Here is a 15,609-nt window from a genome sequence, read left to right on the forward strand (position 1 = left end):
GACAAGATATTCAGATTGAAAAAGGGTTTACAATGAGCACACAATTTCAAGCATTTAAAAATAAAGTTGAACACTGTTTATGTGCACCTGGCGATGGTGTATTCACGGTTAATACGGCAAAAGAACGCAAAGCAGCACTCAGAAATAAATTATATGGTCAAACTGAAAATGTCGATGCTTTATGGCGTGACTCGCTAAATGAATTACCTAACTCACCCCACAAAGCGGTTATGCTGGGGATTAGCTCTGATTGTGGTGGTGGTATTTTACGCGGTGCTAACTGGGGGCCTTTATTTTTACGTTCAGCTTTAATTGACCAGCAAACACAGTGTCGTTCATTTGATTTAGGTGATGTGCGCGTAATACCGCATTTATTACACGATAAATACTTAAACGAGGCAACAATTACCAATTGCCAAAAAGCGCTTTATGGCAATGACAATAACGATCATTTCGTAAGTCCACTGTCTATCACCGAAGATGTATGTGATAGCTTTTATGCAACATTTCACGATAAAGGAATTTTTGGCATTGGTGGCGATCATTCTATTAGTTACCCGCTGACAAAAGCGTACTTAAAAGCCAAACGCGAGCAAGGTAAACGTACGGCTATTATTCATTTTGACGCCCACACCGACTTACTCGTAGAGCGTTTGGGCATCGATTTATGTTTTGGCTCTTGGTGTACCCATATTTTAGAATTTTTACCCGCGCCACATCATTTAATTCAATTTGGTATTCGCTCAAGTGGTAAGCCTAAATCACATTGGGAAAGTACCTTTGGCGTTAAACAGCACTGGGCTGCTGAAATTATTGAGCGTGGCGCAGCCGCTGTTGCTGCCGATACAATCGCGCAACTAAAGGCTGACAAGGTTGATGAAGTGTATGTAAGCTTTGATATTGACGCACTAGATGCTCAATTTGCTTCAGCAACAGGTACACCTGAAGAAAATGGGTTAACACCACAGCATGCGCTTGATATTTTGTCAGCCATTGCCGATGAGTTTCCAATAACCGGAGCAGATATGATGGAAATCGCGCCGTTTACCGACAGCTCATTAGTGGGTCAATCAAGCTCAGAGACGACGCTTAGAGAAGGCGCTAAAATTTCAGCATTCTTAATTGCAGCAATGAATCGTTAATCCCACAGGCCCAAAATTGGCTATTTGTAATTAATCCGCTATATTAAATTTGCTTTTACCAAAAAAGTAACATCTTAAATTTTATATAGTGGGTTATTGTGACTAAGTGGTATTTCGTATTATTGCTCATTGTAAGCCATCATTGTGCGGCTAAACTTACTGTTGTAACAGAGAACTTTGCGCCTGCGCAGTATCTGGACGCGAATAACAATTTAGTAGGTGATGCTGCCGATAAAGTCCGATTGGCGCTTGATAGCGCAGGCATTGATTATTCAATCTCTGTAAGCGATTGGAGTATGGCTTACAATATTGCACTGAGAGATCCCCAAACCTGTATATTTTCTATTTCTCGTTCGCCTGAGCGGGAACATAATTTTATTTGGTTTGCTAAGCTCGCCCAATTTGACACTAATTTTTACTCCCTTAAAAGCAAAGGTATTTCCTTAACTAATTTAGAGCAGGCTAAGCAATACCGTATTGCGGTTTTAAAAGATAACTACAGTCATCATTATCTACTTTCAAAAGGCTTTAAAGAAAACGAAAATTTAATGCTGTTTAGTAGTTTTGATAATATTTTTAAGATAATCCAAACACGAAGTTCGAGTATTGATTTAGTGGTTATACCAGCGCAGCGAATAAACCATGAACAATCTCATTTATTAAATAAATTACAACTCGAATTACTAATGCCAATCAATGCCCATCAAGCCCCTTTATATTTTGCCTGTAATAAAAACCTCCCCGATAACGTAAAGCAACAACTTGGCGTAGCTTTTTCTTCATATGAGTCTAAACTATAAATATTAAGCTTTTGATTTTTATTAGTTATTAATATTATTTAAATATCAATTGCCCTGTCTATAAAAGCGTCTATAATCCAGCTGCATTTGCTTGTAAAAGCGATTATTTTGGAGTTATAAATGGGTGATTTAATCGGGATTGCGTTATTAATCTTGATGAGTGCGTTATTTGCGATGTCAGAAATTTCGATTGCCGCTTCACGCAAAATTAAGTTAAGAGTAATGGCGGACGAGGGCAATGTTCACGCTTTGGCGGTTTTAAAGCTGCAAGAGCAGCCTGGGGCTTTTTTCGCCATGATCCAAATTACGCTCAATGCGATTGCGATATTAGGCGGGATTGTTGGCGAGCAAGCATTGTCTCCTTATATGCAAGAAATACTACAGCTGTTTTATCAAGGTCCATTACTTGGGCAAATTAGCTTTGTATTATCCTTTTTAATTATTACCTCGTTATTTATTTTATTTGCCGATTTACTACCAAAGCGTTTAGCGATGATTTTACCTGAGGCCGTTGCGGTGAGAGTGGTGACAATTATGCGCTGGGTTACTTTTGCGCTCACGCCACTGGTACTATTTTTTAATGGCTTAACCAATATTGTTTTACGGGTGTTTAAAGTGCCCAGTGAACGTGAAGATATTGTGACCACTGAAGATATTGTTGCGATGATGGATGCTGGTGCTGAATATGGCAGTTTACAGCAACAAGAGTATGATTTAATAGGAAATGTATTTGATTTAGAAGCGCGTTTTTTATCAAGCGTTATGTCACCGCGTGAGCAAATTGTTTATTTTGACATTGATGAATCTAGCGACGATATAGCAAATAAAATTATAGATCACCCGCATAATCACTTTTTAGTGTGCAAAGGCAATCTTGATAAGTTAATTGGCTCTGTTGAGTCTAAAGATATTTTACGCCAAGTACTCAAAGGTGAGGCGGCAAATATTAACGATGACATGCTTGATAAAGATATTTTTTTCTTGCCCGAAACATTGAGTTTATCTGAAGCGTTAAATGCGTTTAAAACCGCTGTACATCCTTTTGCGGTGGTAGTTAATGAGTATGCTTTGGTGGTTGGGATTGTTACGGTTAAAGATTTAATGAAAGGTTTTATGGGCGATTTAATTACTCATCAAAGTGAAGAGTTAATTATTGAGCGCGACGCGAGTTCTTGGTTAGTAGATGGCTTAACCCCGATTGTTGAGCTGGCGAAGGTACTTGAAATTGATGAATTTCCTGATCAAAATCATTATGAAACCGTGGCCGGATATTTAATCTATACCATGAAACATATTCCTAAACGCGCAGAGTTTGTTTTATTTGCAGGTTTTAAATTTGAAGTTGTGGACGTGGAAGGAATTCGTATTGAGCAATTACTAGTCTCTAGAGTTAATACTGACAACGAATAATGACAGCCAACATAGCTTAAGAGCAGCCAATGAAAGTTCATTGGCTGCTTTTTTTATGGGTGTTGCTTAAATAACTCAGCTGTTATTTGTGTTACTTATCTATTCAATTGTAAAAATGTGTAAATGTTGCTCAGTAGCTATTTTTAATTGCTTTACTTTAGTTTAGAATGATCGTTCATTCTAAACTAAAAGGTATTTTACATGCAGCGTTCCCGCATCGCTTTTTTTGTATTTTCGGCCCTCGTTGGTTCTGTTGCTTTAAGTGGTTGTGATCAGGTTGCTGAACAGCCTAAGGCTTCTGCTCCTGCAGCGACACCTGTTGGTGTGGTCACCTTAACAAGCCAAGCTATTACACTTAAAAAAGAATTACCAGGGCGTGTTAGTGCGTTTCAAATTGCTGAAATTCGTCCTCAAGTAAGTGGTATTGTTCAATCTCGCTTATTTGAAGAAGGCACACAGGTTGAGCAAGGCCAAGCGCTTTATCAAATTAATCCTGACATTTATGAAGCAGAACTCGCAGCCAGCAAAGCGGCCGTTGCGCGCGCAGAGGCTAGTATTGCAAGCAGTAAATCTAAAGCGTCGCGTTATAAAGAATTACTAGAAATTAAAGCGGTAAGCCAGCAAGACTTTGATGAAGCCGATGCAGCATACAAGCAAGCACAAGCCGAGCTATTAACAGCAAAAGCACAGCTTAAATCTGCACAAATAAACTTAGATTACAGCCATGTATCTTCTCCGATTAGTGGTCAAATTAGTAAATCGAACGTTACTGTTGGTGCGCTTGTAAGTGCTAATCAAACAACGGCACTGGCAACCGTTACTCAGCTTGATCCTATCTATGTTGACTTAACGCAATCAAGCAACGAGCTAATTCAACTTAAAAAAGCCATTTCTTCTGGTTCACTAAGTGTTGACTCAAAAGCACAAGCCGACGTTGAGCTGCAAATGGAAGATGGCTCTATTTACCCAATTAAAGGCACGTTACAATTTTCTGAAGTAACTGTAGACCCAAGCACTGGGTCGGTAACTTTACGCGCTAAATTCCCAAATCCAGATAAGTTATTACTACCGGGTATGTATGCACGTGCCTCAGTGGTTGAGGGTGTAAAACAAGACGCTATTTTAGTGCCGCAGCGTGGAGTAAGCCGAAACACCAAAGGTGAGCCAACAGCGATGGTTGTAAGTAAAGAAAACACCGTAGAAAGCCGCGTGTTAAAAGTAGATAGAACGATTGGCTCTAACTGGTTAGTTACCGCTGGATTAGCTGATGGCGATAAAGTAATTGTTGAAGGCTTACAAAAAATTCGCCCAGGTGCGCCAGTTAGCCCTTCAGAAGTTTCACCGTCTGCAACAGCCGACAAAGCGCAATAACGGAGAGTTTTAATGTCACGATTTTTTATCGACAGACCCATCTTTGCGTGGGTGCTTGCTATCGTGGTTATGCTTGCAGGTGTGTTGGCTATTCAAAGTTTACCAATAGCACAATACCCGTCAATTGCACCGCCAGCAATTAGCATTACCGCTACTTACCCAGGGGCATCAGCTCGTACCCTAGAGGATACGGTTACCCAGGTTATAGAGCAAAAAATGAAAGGACTAGATGGCTTGTTGTATATGTCATCTACGTCTGAGTCGAGTGGTTCGGCTACGCTTACGCTTTCATTTAGCGCTGATACAGACCCAGACATTGCACAGGTACAAGTGCAAAACAAGTTAGCCACAGCTACACCGCTTTTACCAGAAGAAGTGCAAAGGCAAGGTGTATCGGTGGCTAAGTCTGCACGTAACTTTTTAATGGTATTAGGTTTTGTATCAAAAGATGGCAGCATGACCAATATCGACATTGGTGATTATGTTTCGTCTAATGTGCAAGATATTATCTCGCGTGTTGAAGGGGTGGGTGAAGTTCAGCTATTTGGCTCTCAATATGCTATGCGTATTTGGTTAGACCCAGCTAAGTTGCAAAACTACAAATTAACCCCTGCTGATATTAGCACCTCAATTAGTGCGCAAAATGCACAGGTATCTGCTGGTCAATTAGGGGGCATGCCAGCGGTTGAAGGCCAGCAGCTCAATGCAACGGTAACAGCACAAAGCCGTTTGCAAACCGCAGCAGAGTTTGAACAAATTATAGTAAAAGCAAACGCTGATGGCTCGTTTGTTCGCCTTAAAGATGTAGCGCGTGTGGAGCTAGGTGGCGAGAGCTACCGTGTTGTAGCTCGTTACGATGGAAAACCTGCATCAGGCCTAGGTATTAAGCTTGCCAGTGGGGCAAATGCCCTTGATACAGCTGAAGGTGTAAAAGCTGCGATTGCAGAGCTTAAAGCGTTTTTCCCTGAGGGATTAGACGTTGTTGTACCCTACGATACCACCCCTTTTGTATCACTATCGATTGAAAAAGTGGTTCATACCTTAATAGAAGCAGTGGTACTCGTTTTTGTTGTTATGTATCTTTTTTTACAAAACTTCCGCGCTACGCTTATTCCAACGATTGCTGTGCCGGTGGTGTTACTCGGTACTTTTGGTATTTTGTACACGTTTGGCTATTCAATAAATACATTAACCATGTTTGCCATGGTACTTGCCATAGGCCTACTGGTTGATGATGCCATTGTTGTAGTAGAAAACGTTGAGCGTGTAATGAGCGAAGAAAAACTCTCTGCGCTTGAGGCAACACGTAAATCAATGGATGAAATTAAAGGCGCGCTAGTGGGTATTGCTATGGTGCTGTCGGCGGTATTTATTCCGATGGCGTTCTTTAGTGGCTCTACCGGTGTTATTTATCGTCAGTTCTCTATTACGTTGGTATCAGCAATGGGACTATCGGTATTGGTGGCGCTTATTTTAACACCTGCGTTGTGTGCTACGCTTTTAAAACCAAGCCATGTTCACGATAACAGCTCGTTATTCGGTCGTTTTTTCAGTGGTTTTAACCGCGGATTTGATAAAACTAATTCAGGCGCACAAAGTCTTGTCAGTCGTATGATCCGTTTATCTAAGCGCTATCTTTTATGTTATGGCCTTATTGTAGCGGGTATGGTGTATATTTTTTCAAGCTTACCAACGGCATTTTTACCAGATGAAGACCAAGGTATTTTGTTTAATCAGGTGTCATTACCAGCAGGCTCAACGACTGAAGAAACGCTTGAAGTAGTTAAAAAAGTAGAAAAACACTTTTTGAACGATCAATCGGATGCTGTAAATGGTATTTTCACGGTGACTGGATTTAGTTTTGCAGGTTCTGGCCAAAACTCAGCAATTGCCTTTGTTAACTTTAAGCACTGGGATGAGCGTCAAGGCGAAGGTTTATCTGTGCAAGCAGTTGCAGGTAAAGCAATGGGCTATTTTTCTACCATTAAAGAAGCGTTTGTATTTGCATTTCCGCCGCCAGCGATTGTGGAACTAGGTACAGCCAATGGCTTTAATATGTTTTTACAAGACCGTGTTGGACTTGGCCACGAGGCTCTACTGGCCGCGCGTAACCAGTTATTAGGCTTAGCAAGCCAAAGCCCAATTCTCGCGGGCGTACGACCTAATGGCCAAGAAGATATGCCAGAGCTCCAGCTTGATGTAGACCTTGCAAAAGCTCAGGCACTGGGCGTTTCGCAAGCTAATATTAACAGCACGCTTGCAACAGCCTGGGGTAGTAGTTATGTAAATGACTTTATTGATCGCGGCCGTGTAAAAAAAGTATACCTACAAGGCGATGCTGAATCGCGAATGGTGCCTGAGGATTTAAACAAATGGTATGTACGTAATGCTAGCGGTGATATGGTGCCATTTTCAGCATTTGCCAGTTCGCATTGGACCTATGGTTCGCCACGTCTTGAGCGTTATAATGGTTTTTCTGCTATGGAAATTCAAGGAACAGCTGCGCCAGGTTACAGTACAGGGCAAGCAATGGATGAAATGGAACGTTTAGTCAAGCAACTCCCTAACGGTATTGCCTCTGAGTGGACTGGTATTTCGTTTCAAGAGCGCTCAAGTAGCGGCCAAGCGCCATTGCTATATGGCTTATCACTGTTGTTTGTATTTTTATGTTTAGCAGCGCTTTATGAAAGTTGGTCAGTACCATTTGCAGTAATGATAATTGTGCCACTGGGTATTTTTGGTGCGATTGTAGCCGCCTTTATGGGTAACTTATCAAACGATATTTACTTACAAGTGGGTTTATTAACCACCATAGGTTTAGCCTCTAAAAATGCCATTTTAATCGTTGAGTTTGCGATTCATAAAATGGAAGAAGGCTTAAGCTTAGTTGACTCGGCGATTGCCGCTGTACGCCTTCGCTTACGTCCTATTTTAATGACCTCAATGGCCTTTGTGTGTGGTGTGCTTCCATTAGCTATTGCCTCAAGTGCTGGTTCAGGTGCACAAAATGCATTAGGTATTTCAATTATTGGTGGAACACTTGCCGCCTCGTCATTGGTTGTTATTTTTGTACCGTTGTTTTTTGTTTTAGTACGTAGACTGTTTTCAGGAAAAGCTAAAACCACCTCGCAGGAGGAAGTATAATGAGTTTAAGAGCAATCAGTTTTAGTGCTTTTACTTTAGCAATTTTATCTGGATGTCAGTTAGCTCCTCAACAAGAAGCGCTAAATTTACCTGTCCCTGATGCGTATGCATCAGAGACAGGGGATGAGCAGGTGTCCTCGTTAAAATGGCAGCAGTTTTTTAATGATGAAAAACTTAAAACACTGATATCACAAAGTCTTGAACATAATAAAGACCTACAAATAGCTGCTTTAAATGTTCAGCGCGTGCGTGGTTTGTATCAGATTGAAGATTCAGCGTTATATCCATCACTGGATTTTAATGCATCAGGAAGTCGTCAGCGTTTACCCGGCGATTTATCAGCAAGTGGTCAACCACAAATAAGTTCTCAATACAGTGCAACGGTAGGCATGACGGCTTACGAGTTAGATTTATGGGGTAAAGTACGCAATCAGTCAGAGCAAGCATTACAAACGCTTTATTCCACTCAGCTGAGCCAATACACCATGCAAGTGTCGTTAATTGCAGAGCTTGCTAATGCTTGGTTAAATTACGCGACCGATCAACAGTTGTTAGCGTTGGCACAAGAGACGTTATCATCGCAGCAAGCATCCTTATCATTAACCCAAAAAAGTGTTGATTTAGGGGCAGCTTCTAAAATTACGCTGGAACAACTTAAAAGTACGGTAGCCACAGCGAAAGTTGATATTGCTAAATACCAACGTTTAGTGAAACGCGATAAAAACGCGCTTGATTTATTAGTAGGTAAAACGGTAGGTGAGGATTTACTGCCAAGTAAGTCATTAAATTATTTATTAGACTTGCCTAGTGTGCCTGTGGGTTTACCTTCTGATTTATTAACGCAGCGACCAGATATAAAAGCAGCAGAGCATCAGCTGTTAGCCGCTAACGCTAACATTGGTATTGCCCGTGCAGCGTTTTACCCGAGCATTAGTTTAACTGCCAATGCAGGAACTGCATCACGTGATTTAAGTAATTTATTTGATGCAGGCTCAGGCACATGGAGCTTCATGCCATCGGTAAATTTACCTATTTTTAATATGGGTCGAAATCAAGCAAATTTAGATGTCGCTAACGCAGAGCAACAAGTTGCTGTAGCAACGTACCAGCAAAAAATACAGCAAGCATTTCGTGAAGTTGCTGATGTACTTGCGGATAGAGAAGGCTATAACGCACAGTTAATGGCTCTTGAGGAGTTATTACAAAGCCGAAAGACAACCTTTGAATTATCGCAGGCGCGCTACGACAAAGGGGTTGATAGCTTTTTGCAAGTGCTTGACGCTCAGCGAACTTGGTATAGCGCAAGGCAGCAATTGATCACGGGCCAACAAGCTGTGCTTGCAAGCCAAATCAATTTATACAAAGCGGTTGGCGGCGGCTGGCAGACCACTACTTCAACCGTTAAGTAAATTAGTACGCATAAAGCCTGTTAACAATAAAAGGTTTTATGCGTGATTAAAGTAATGCCATTTAGCGTTTATTTTTTGTGATCAATGCAGTAAACGCTAAATATTTCGAGTTAAGAGACTCGATACTGGAGTTTCAAATGAAACCTAAAAATAAAAAACACCTAGATCCGGTGCAAGCACAAGCGCGTCGCGAGCAGGTATTAACCGCCGCTGCTGATTGTTTTCGTCGCAAAGGCTACCATGGCGCAGGTATGGCAGAAATAGCTAAAACGGCAGGGATGAGTGCCGGCCATATTTATAATTACTTTGAAAGTAAAGAAGCCATAATTGAAAGTATTATTGAACAAGATATGGAAGAAATGTTTTCCATATTTCAAGAGTTTAAAGATCAACCTGGCGATATTTTAACGGTGTTACTTGATGGCTTACACCATGGTGTGCAGCGTCATATGGACACGGGGGCCTGCGTTGTTGACTTAGACATGATGGCAGAGGCCAGTAGAAACAAAAAAGTCGCTTTATTACTGCGTGAGGCTGACACGCAAGCACGTAACAGAATGCGTGATTTATTAGTTAGTGAAAGTAGTTTAATAAAATCACATTCAGAGCAAGAACTTGAAAGCCGCATTAATGTGATTTTTTCAGTGATGGCAGGATTGTTATTACGAAAAATGCTGTTTCCTGAGTTAACAGAAGAAACCGTGCTTATTGCACTGCGTCCAGCGATGAAAACATTACTTATGCCGTTTGATAATTAATACGCTAAGTTATTAAGTAACCATGAATATTTGACCGTTACAATTGTAAAAAAGAAAGGGCTAGTCTTAGCTATAAACAGCTTTAAGGTTAATATTATAAATAAAGACTAGCTTTGAATAGCTGAAATAGAAACCGAAAATAAAAATATAACTTAGTATTATCAATGCACTAGGTTTTTTTTGGCGGTTTGTTGTAAGCTTGCGTTTTATACCTGAATACAGTAAACAAGAATAGTTGCTTTTTGGCGTATTACTTGCAGTCTTTGAGCTATATTAAAAGCGTTAATTTTGCGTTACCAACTTTAAGGAGAGCACATGTGGGCTGCAGTAAGTTATCTTGTAACAGCATTGGTATTTATAGTCTTAGGATTAACGGTTAACTCCATTTACTTTGCAGTTGCGTTTTTTTGGACCGCACTTTCACTACTATTAGTCAGCGGTGCTTATTTTTTTAATGCGGGGAAAATATTCAGAAAGCGAGAAAATGGCGTTATCCCTTTTTACATTCGCTGGGCTTTTGTACCTTTTTTATTAGGTGCACAATTTTATAATGCGTGGTCACGCAAGCGCGACAAAGTACCGCCTATTCAACAAATAAACGATAATCTATTTTTAGCATGTCGTTTGTTCCCCTCAGATATAGATACATTAAAAGAAAATGGTATTACCGCTGTTTTGGACGTTACCTGTGAATTTGATGGGCTTGAGTGGACATCTACCCAAGAAAATATTGATTATTTAAATATTCCTGTTCTTGATCACAGTGTGCCTACACATTCACAGTTAAACCAAGCCATTAACTGGATCCATCACCATATAAAGAAAGACCGTCGTGTTGTGGTGCATTGTGCATTAGGTCGCGGACGTTCGGTGTTTGTTATGGCAGCGTATTTATTGAGTCAAAATAAAGATGCGGATGTACATGATATTCTGGCACAAATCAAAGAAACACGTGAAACTGCTAACCTTAATAAACGCCAATTACGCCATTTAGTTAAGCGCCACCGTAAGGGGGAGCTACTGATAAAAAATAAAGCGTACTTAATTGCTAATCCGGTTTCAGGCACTAAGTTATGGTCTGAAAAAGAGCATTTAATTGTTGCGCGTTTATCTGCGTATTACGATTTAACTATTTTAAAAACTACACCGGAACAAAATGGCATTACATTGGCTAAACAAGCTATAGAGCACGAGCCTGATATTATAATTGCCTGCGGTGGAGATGGCACAGTCACTGAGGTTGCCAGTGTGTTGGTGGGTACATCGTGTCGATTAGGAATTATACCGTTGGGGACAGCTAATGCGTTGGCCCATGTGCTGATGGGAATAAAATCTAAATTTATTCCTGTTGAGCAAGCGTGCGATTTAATAATTGATGGTCAGACAAACCTGATCGATACCGCGTATTGTAATAACGATTTGATGTTATTGCTAATTGGCATTGGCTTTGAGCATGCAATGATTGAAAAAGCAGATCGAGAGTCGAAAAATAAATCTGGCCAGCTTGCTTATTTAAATGGGTTTTTACATTCCTTTGGCGAGAATAAAGCGCAAAAGCTTATGGTCAAACTCGATGATAATGAGCCTGAAGCTATTAATACAAATAGCTTTATTGTCGCTAATGCTGCCCCATTTACAACCCTTTTAGCCCAAGGAGGGGGACAACCCGACCACCGTGATGGATTATTAGACGTAAACTGGTTAACGCCAAACAAAGATAATGAAACGACGGTATTGAGTATTGCTGAGCTAATGTTTAGCAGTATTACGCAAACGCATTTTGCCATTAACTCACATTATACCAATGCAAAGCGTGTTGAGATAAGCGCAGATGAGAGACTTAATTATGTGATTGATGGCGAGGTCAAATCTGCAGATAAAGTGGTGGTGAGCATTCAGCCAGCGTCGTTAAATGTAATATGCCAAGAGCAAACAACTGATTAGAAAGGCGTATGTATTACGCCATTGCTATTTTTTGAGCATTTTATTTTTTAATAGAAGGCCATACAAAAACTGATGTATCAGGTTGTGAGGATTCTGACTGCTTAGTCGATTTATTTCTAGGCTTACGTAACGGCTTGTTATTAATGGTATGGATATAAAGCGCTTCTACTTTATCTCTTGCCCATGGGGTTTTACGTAAAAATTTTAAGCTTGATTTGATACTCGGAGAATCAGTAAAGCATTTTATGTTTACTTGTTCACCCATTGTTTTAAAGCCTAAACGTTGCTCTAGTTCTACAAGAATTTGCTCTAAAGTTATCCCATGTAGCGGGTTTTTTGGTTGATTATTCATAGTTACACTGCTTTTTTAAACTGCATGTATTGTAACGTATCCCGCCGCATCTTAATAGTTTGGAGATGGCTGGCAGATTCCAGATTGTTAACCTTGATTAATTTACAGTAATAGTTGCAGGTTTCTTGGGGTAAATAAGGTTACCTTGCTTATCAAGCTTTAGCCAAATCAATTGACTGTTGTTATGTTGGGGGTACTTTGCAGCACAAATAAGCGAAACTGAGTGAACCTGCAGTATAGCTCCTTCGCTGTAACGTTTATTATCATACCAGCACTGAGTGTTTGTGTTTATAAGCTGGGTAGCATCAACAACAGGAAGCGTTTTTATTGTGCTAGCGAAGCTTAAAGCTGAAAAACACAAGCATAAAACAGTAATAAACGAAGTAAAATAAGAACGCATCAAAAACCTCAAGGTGTTTAAAATAACTACACTTAGCAAAAAAACATGCTAGGGTAAGTAAGACAACTTCAGTAAAACACAGAACAATAAAAAGGTGAACACATATGCTATTTAATCAAACCATGATTGACGAATTTACGCTATTAGCAAAATTTCCACGCGAGAGCAAAATGCAAGGAATTAAACTCCATTCTGATGCTGAGCCGGCTTTGTTAAGTGCCGCACAGCGTTTGTTTGATAAGGGAGTGATAGACAGCCCAGATGGTGGCTATTTAACCGAACTGGGCTTAGATTTAATTGAGCATGTAACGGTAATACACAGTGTACTAAAAAGTTAATCTACTTTATTAGTTTGCATCAGGTTGATTTTCAGGGGCTGCATCAACAAAAGCTGCCAACTCATTACAACGCTGATATATGGCTGCTATTTTAGGGTAGGCAGCCATATCTACTTTAAAACGAATGGCATTAAATACCTGCGGTACTAAACACACATCAGCTAAGCTTGGTGAGTCGCCTGCACAAAATGTGTTTTTGCTATCTAGCATGCGTTCTATTTTTTCGAAACCCACTTCAACCCAGTGGCGGTACCATTTATTTTTTGCTTCATCATCAACATTGAGCTCACTACTTAAATATTTCAGTACCCGTAAATTATCAATCGGATGGATATCACAGGCAATAGCATAACTTAAATTGCGAATGTGTGCTTTTTGCCATGCATTACCAGGCAGCAATGGTGTTTCAGGGTATTGCTCTTCAAGGTACTCTAAAATTGCTAGAGATTGACCTAATACGCCGTCTTCTGTTTCTAAAGAAGGTAAAAGTCCTTGAGGGTTTTTCTGTAAGTAATCTGTGCTTTGTTGCTCTGATTTTAGTAAGTTTACTGGCACCAACTGGTGATCAATTTTTTTGAGATTTAATGCAATGCGTACACGATATGCTGCCGATGAGCGAAAATAAGTATAAAGCTTCATAATCTAATTATCCTTGATTGCCATTAAAGTGTTTTTTGATTGTGCGCCAGCAGTCAGTGTAATTAGCTTGACGCTCTTTACCTTCTAATGCGTATTTAGTCGGCGATATTACATAACGTGACTCAAACATAAACGCCAACGTATTATCGTAGCGTTGTGGTTCTAAGTCCGCATTTGACGCTTTTTCAAATACGTCTGCTTCAGGACCATGCGGCGACATACAGTTATGTAAGCTCATACCACCTGGCACAAAGCCATGCTCTTTTGCATCATATACCCCTTCTATTAAGCCCATAAATTCACTCATAATATTACGGTGATAGTAAGGCGGGCGGAAGGTGTTTTCAGCGACCATCCAACGCGGTGGAAAAATAGCAAAATCAATATTTGCAACGCCTTCAGTGCCTGATGGCGAGGTTAGTACCGTGAAAATTGATGGATCGGGGTGATCAAAGCTAACGGTATTCATGACATTAAAGCGAGCCAAATCGTATTTGTAAGGCGCGCTGTTACCTGTCCAAGCAACAACATCAAGAGGAGAATGACCAATATCACAACGAAACATATTGCCATTAAATTTAGCAATAAGTTCAAATTCGCCTTCAATGTCTTCAAAAGCCGCTACTGGATAGTGAAAGTCACGGTCATTAGCATAACCATTTGCGCCAACAGGGCCGCGCTCAGCAAGAACATAAGCATGGCCGTAGTTTTCACAAATATACCCACGCGCTGTATCAGTTAATAGCTGCACCTGAAACTTAATGCCACGCGGAATAACCGCAATTTCACCGGCTTTAATACTTAAATGCCCGAGTTCTGTTTTAAGTAATAGCTCGCCGTGTTGTGGTACAAATAACATTTCGCCATCGGCGTTATAAAAAAAGCGCTTGTCCATTGATTTGTTGGCGACATAAACATGAATGCCAATACCGGCTTGCCCATTGGCGCTGCCGTTTGCAGCCATAGTGATCAAACCATCAATGAAATCGGTTGGTGTGGTTGGAATATCAATTGGATCCCAACGAAGCATTGTAGGTGGAGTCGGGACTTCGGTAATTGGGGCGGTGCGAATTAAACCGTTATCAATTGCGCTGTAATCACCTTGGACAACCGATGGGCGAATACGGTACATCCAAGTGCGGCGGTTATCAGCACGCGGCGCGGTAAATGCGGTGGTACTAAATTGCTCTGCATATAAATCGTATTTTACTTTTTGCGGGCTAAATTGCCCAATCGGTAATGCACCAGGCAGCGCTTCGGTTTCAAATTCATTACCAAAGCCGGTCATATAGTTTAATTGTGTCGCCATTACTGACTCCTGTGAAAGTGGGGGAGTGTTATATTTTTGTTATTTACGCTAAGATACTCTCAAGTGAGACTAATATCAAACACACTGATTATGACCCTTGTAAATAAAAGTGAACAAATAAAAGTCGTATGTAAATAAATAAGTGATTCAATATGAAAATAGATTTAACGACATTTTTACCTTATCAATTAACACACTTAGCAACACAGGTAAGTAATGATTTTTCGAGTATTTATAAAAAAGGGTTTGATTTAACTATTCCTCAGTGGCGAATAATGGCTAATTTAGCGCAATCAGGCCAAAGCACAGCAAAGCAGTTATGTACTCAAGCAGATATGGATAAGTCGACAGTATCAAGGGCAGTAAAAACGCTAATAGATAAAGGGCTTATTTATAGTGAGTTAAATAAGCATGATAAGCGCGCTGCATTTTTGATGCTAAGTGATAAGGGCATGGCTTTATATGAAAAAATAACCCCACAAGCATTGCAGTGGGAGCGTGCATTATTAAACTGCCTGTCGGATGCTGAACAGCATCAGCTAATCGCAATTTTTGATAAATTAAAAAATAAATTACAGGCATAAAAAAGCCCA

Annotated in this window: 14 protein-coding genes; 10 read left to right on the plus strand and 4 right to left on the minus strand. The window is 40.3% G+C overall.

Going from position 1 to position 15,609, the window contains the following annotated elements:
* The first annotated feature begins 32 nt into the window (after positions 1 to 32).
* The 8 genes from BG00_RS15900 to BG00_RS15935 all read left to right on the plus strand — a co-directional run bounded on the left by BG00_RS15900 (position 33) and on the right by BG00_RS15935 (position 11,978).
* Positions 33 to 1,142, plus strand: coding sequence for an arginase family protein (locus BG00_RS15900; protein WP_036983875.1), 1,110 nt, complete (start codon positions 33 to 35; stop codon positions 1,140 to 1,142).
* 98 nt (positions 1,143 to 1,240) lie between these two features.
* Complete coding sequence (locus BG00_RS15905; protein WP_036983876.1) at positions 1,241 to 1,942, plus strand: substrate-binding periplasmic protein; 702 nt, start codon at positions 1,241 to 1,243, stop codon at positions 1,940 to 1,942.
* 120 nt (positions 1,943 to 2,062) lie between these two features.
* Positions 2,063 to 3,352, plus strand: coding sequence for a polyamine export protein PaeA (locus BG00_RS15910; RefSeq protein ID WP_036983877.1), 1,290 nt, complete (start codon positions 2,063 to 2,065; stop codon positions 3,350 to 3,352).
* A gap of 201 nt (positions 3,353 to 3,553) precedes the next feature.
* A complete protein-coding gene (locus BG00_RS15915; RefSeq protein WP_036983878.1) occupies positions 3,554 to 4,723 on the plus strand; it encodes an efflux RND transporter periplasmic adaptor subunit in 1,170 nt (389 codons plus the stop codon).
* A gap of 12 nt (positions 4,724 to 4,735) precedes the next feature.
* The gene (locus BG00_RS15920) at positions 4,736 to 7,867 is read left to right on the plus strand and encodes an efflux RND transporter permease subunit (RefSeq protein WP_036983879.1); all 3,132 of its coding nucleotides are present in this window, start codon (positions 4,736 to 4,738) and stop codon (positions 7,865 to 7,867) included.
* Complete coding sequence (locus BG00_RS15925) at positions 7,867 to 9,276, plus strand: efflux transporter outer membrane subunit (protein ID WP_036983880.1); 1,410 nt, start codon at positions 7,867 to 7,869, stop codon at positions 9,274 to 9,276. Before BG00_RS15920 ends, BG00_RS15925 begins: the two co-directional genes overlap by 1 nt.
* Before the next feature lie 137 nt (positions 9,277 to 9,413).
* Positions 9,414 to 10,034 carry a TetR/AcrR family transcriptional regulator gene (locus tag BG00_RS15930; protein WP_036983881.1) on the plus strand — a complete coding sequence of 207 codons (621 nt, stop codon included), beginning with the start codon at positions 9,414 to 9,416 and terminating at the stop codon, positions 10,032 to 10,034.
* A 315-nt stretch (positions 10,035 to 10,349) separates the two neighbouring features.
* A complete protein-coding gene (locus BG00_RS15935; RefSeq protein WP_036983882.1) occupies positions 10,350 to 11,978 on the plus strand; it encodes a diacylglycerol kinase family protein in 1,629 nt (542 codons plus the stop codon).
* Positions 11,979 to 12,018: 40 nt separating this feature from the next.
* Here the strand turns inward: BG00_RS15935 and BG00_RS15940 are convergent, their stop codons facing one another.
* The gene (locus BG00_RS15940) at positions 12,019 to 12,330 is read right to left on the minus strand and encodes a VF530 family protein (RefSeq protein WP_036983883.1); all 312 of its coding nucleotides are present in this window, start codon (positions 12,328 to 12,330) and stop codon (positions 12,019 to 12,021) included.
* Between the two features lie 97 nt (positions 12,331 to 12,427).
* On the minus strand, positions 12,428 to 12,730 hold the full coding sequence (locus BG00_RS15945) for a DUF1496 domain-containing protein (RefSeq protein WP_036983884.1): 303 nt from the start codon (positions 12,728 to 12,730) through the stop codon (positions 12,428 to 12,430).
* A gap of 104 nt (positions 12,731 to 12,834) precedes the next feature.
* On the opposite strand from BG00_RS15945, the gene BG00_RS15950 reads away from it, so the two are divergent.
* The gene (locus tag BG00_RS15950; protein ID WP_036983885.1) at positions 12,835 to 13,068 is read left to right on the plus strand and encodes a TIGR02647 family protein; all 234 of its coding nucleotides are present in this window, start codon (positions 12,835 to 12,837) and stop codon (positions 13,066 to 13,068) included.
* A 9-nt stretch (positions 13,069 to 13,077) separates the two neighbouring features.
* On the opposite strand, the gene maiA is transcribed toward BG00_RS15950, so the two are convergent.
* Positions 13,078 to 13,707: a maleylacetoacetate isomerase gene (gene maiA, locus BG00_RS15955; RefSeq protein WP_036983886.1), complete on the minus strand. Its 630-nt coding sequence runs from the start codon at positions 13,705 to 13,707 to the stop codon at positions 13,078 to 13,080.
* Between the two features lie 7 nt (positions 13,708 to 13,714).
* A complete protein-coding gene (gene hmgA / locus BG00_RS15960) occupies positions 13,715 to 15,016 on the minus strand; it encodes a homogentisate 1,2-dioxygenase (protein ID WP_036983887.1) in 1,302 nt (433 codons plus the stop codon).
* 152 nt (positions 15,017 to 15,168) lie between these two features.
* On the opposite strand from hmgA, the gene BG00_RS15965 reads away from it, so the two are divergent.
* Positions 15,169 to 15,600, plus strand: a complete 432-nt coding sequence (locus tag BG00_RS15965) for a MarR family winged helix-turn-helix transcriptional regulator (RefSeq protein ID WP_036983888.1) — start codon at positions 15,169 to 15,171, stop codon at positions 15,598 to 15,600.
* Positions 15,601 to 15,609 lie beyond the last annotated feature (9 nt).

Origin of the sequence: Pseudoalteromonas sp. SCSIO_11900 (assembly GCF_000576475.1) — a bacterium.
GTDB classification, from domain to species: Bacteria; Pseudomonadota; Gammaproteobacteria; order Enterobacterales; family Alteromonadaceae; genus Pseudoalteromonas; species Pseudoalteromonas tetraodonis.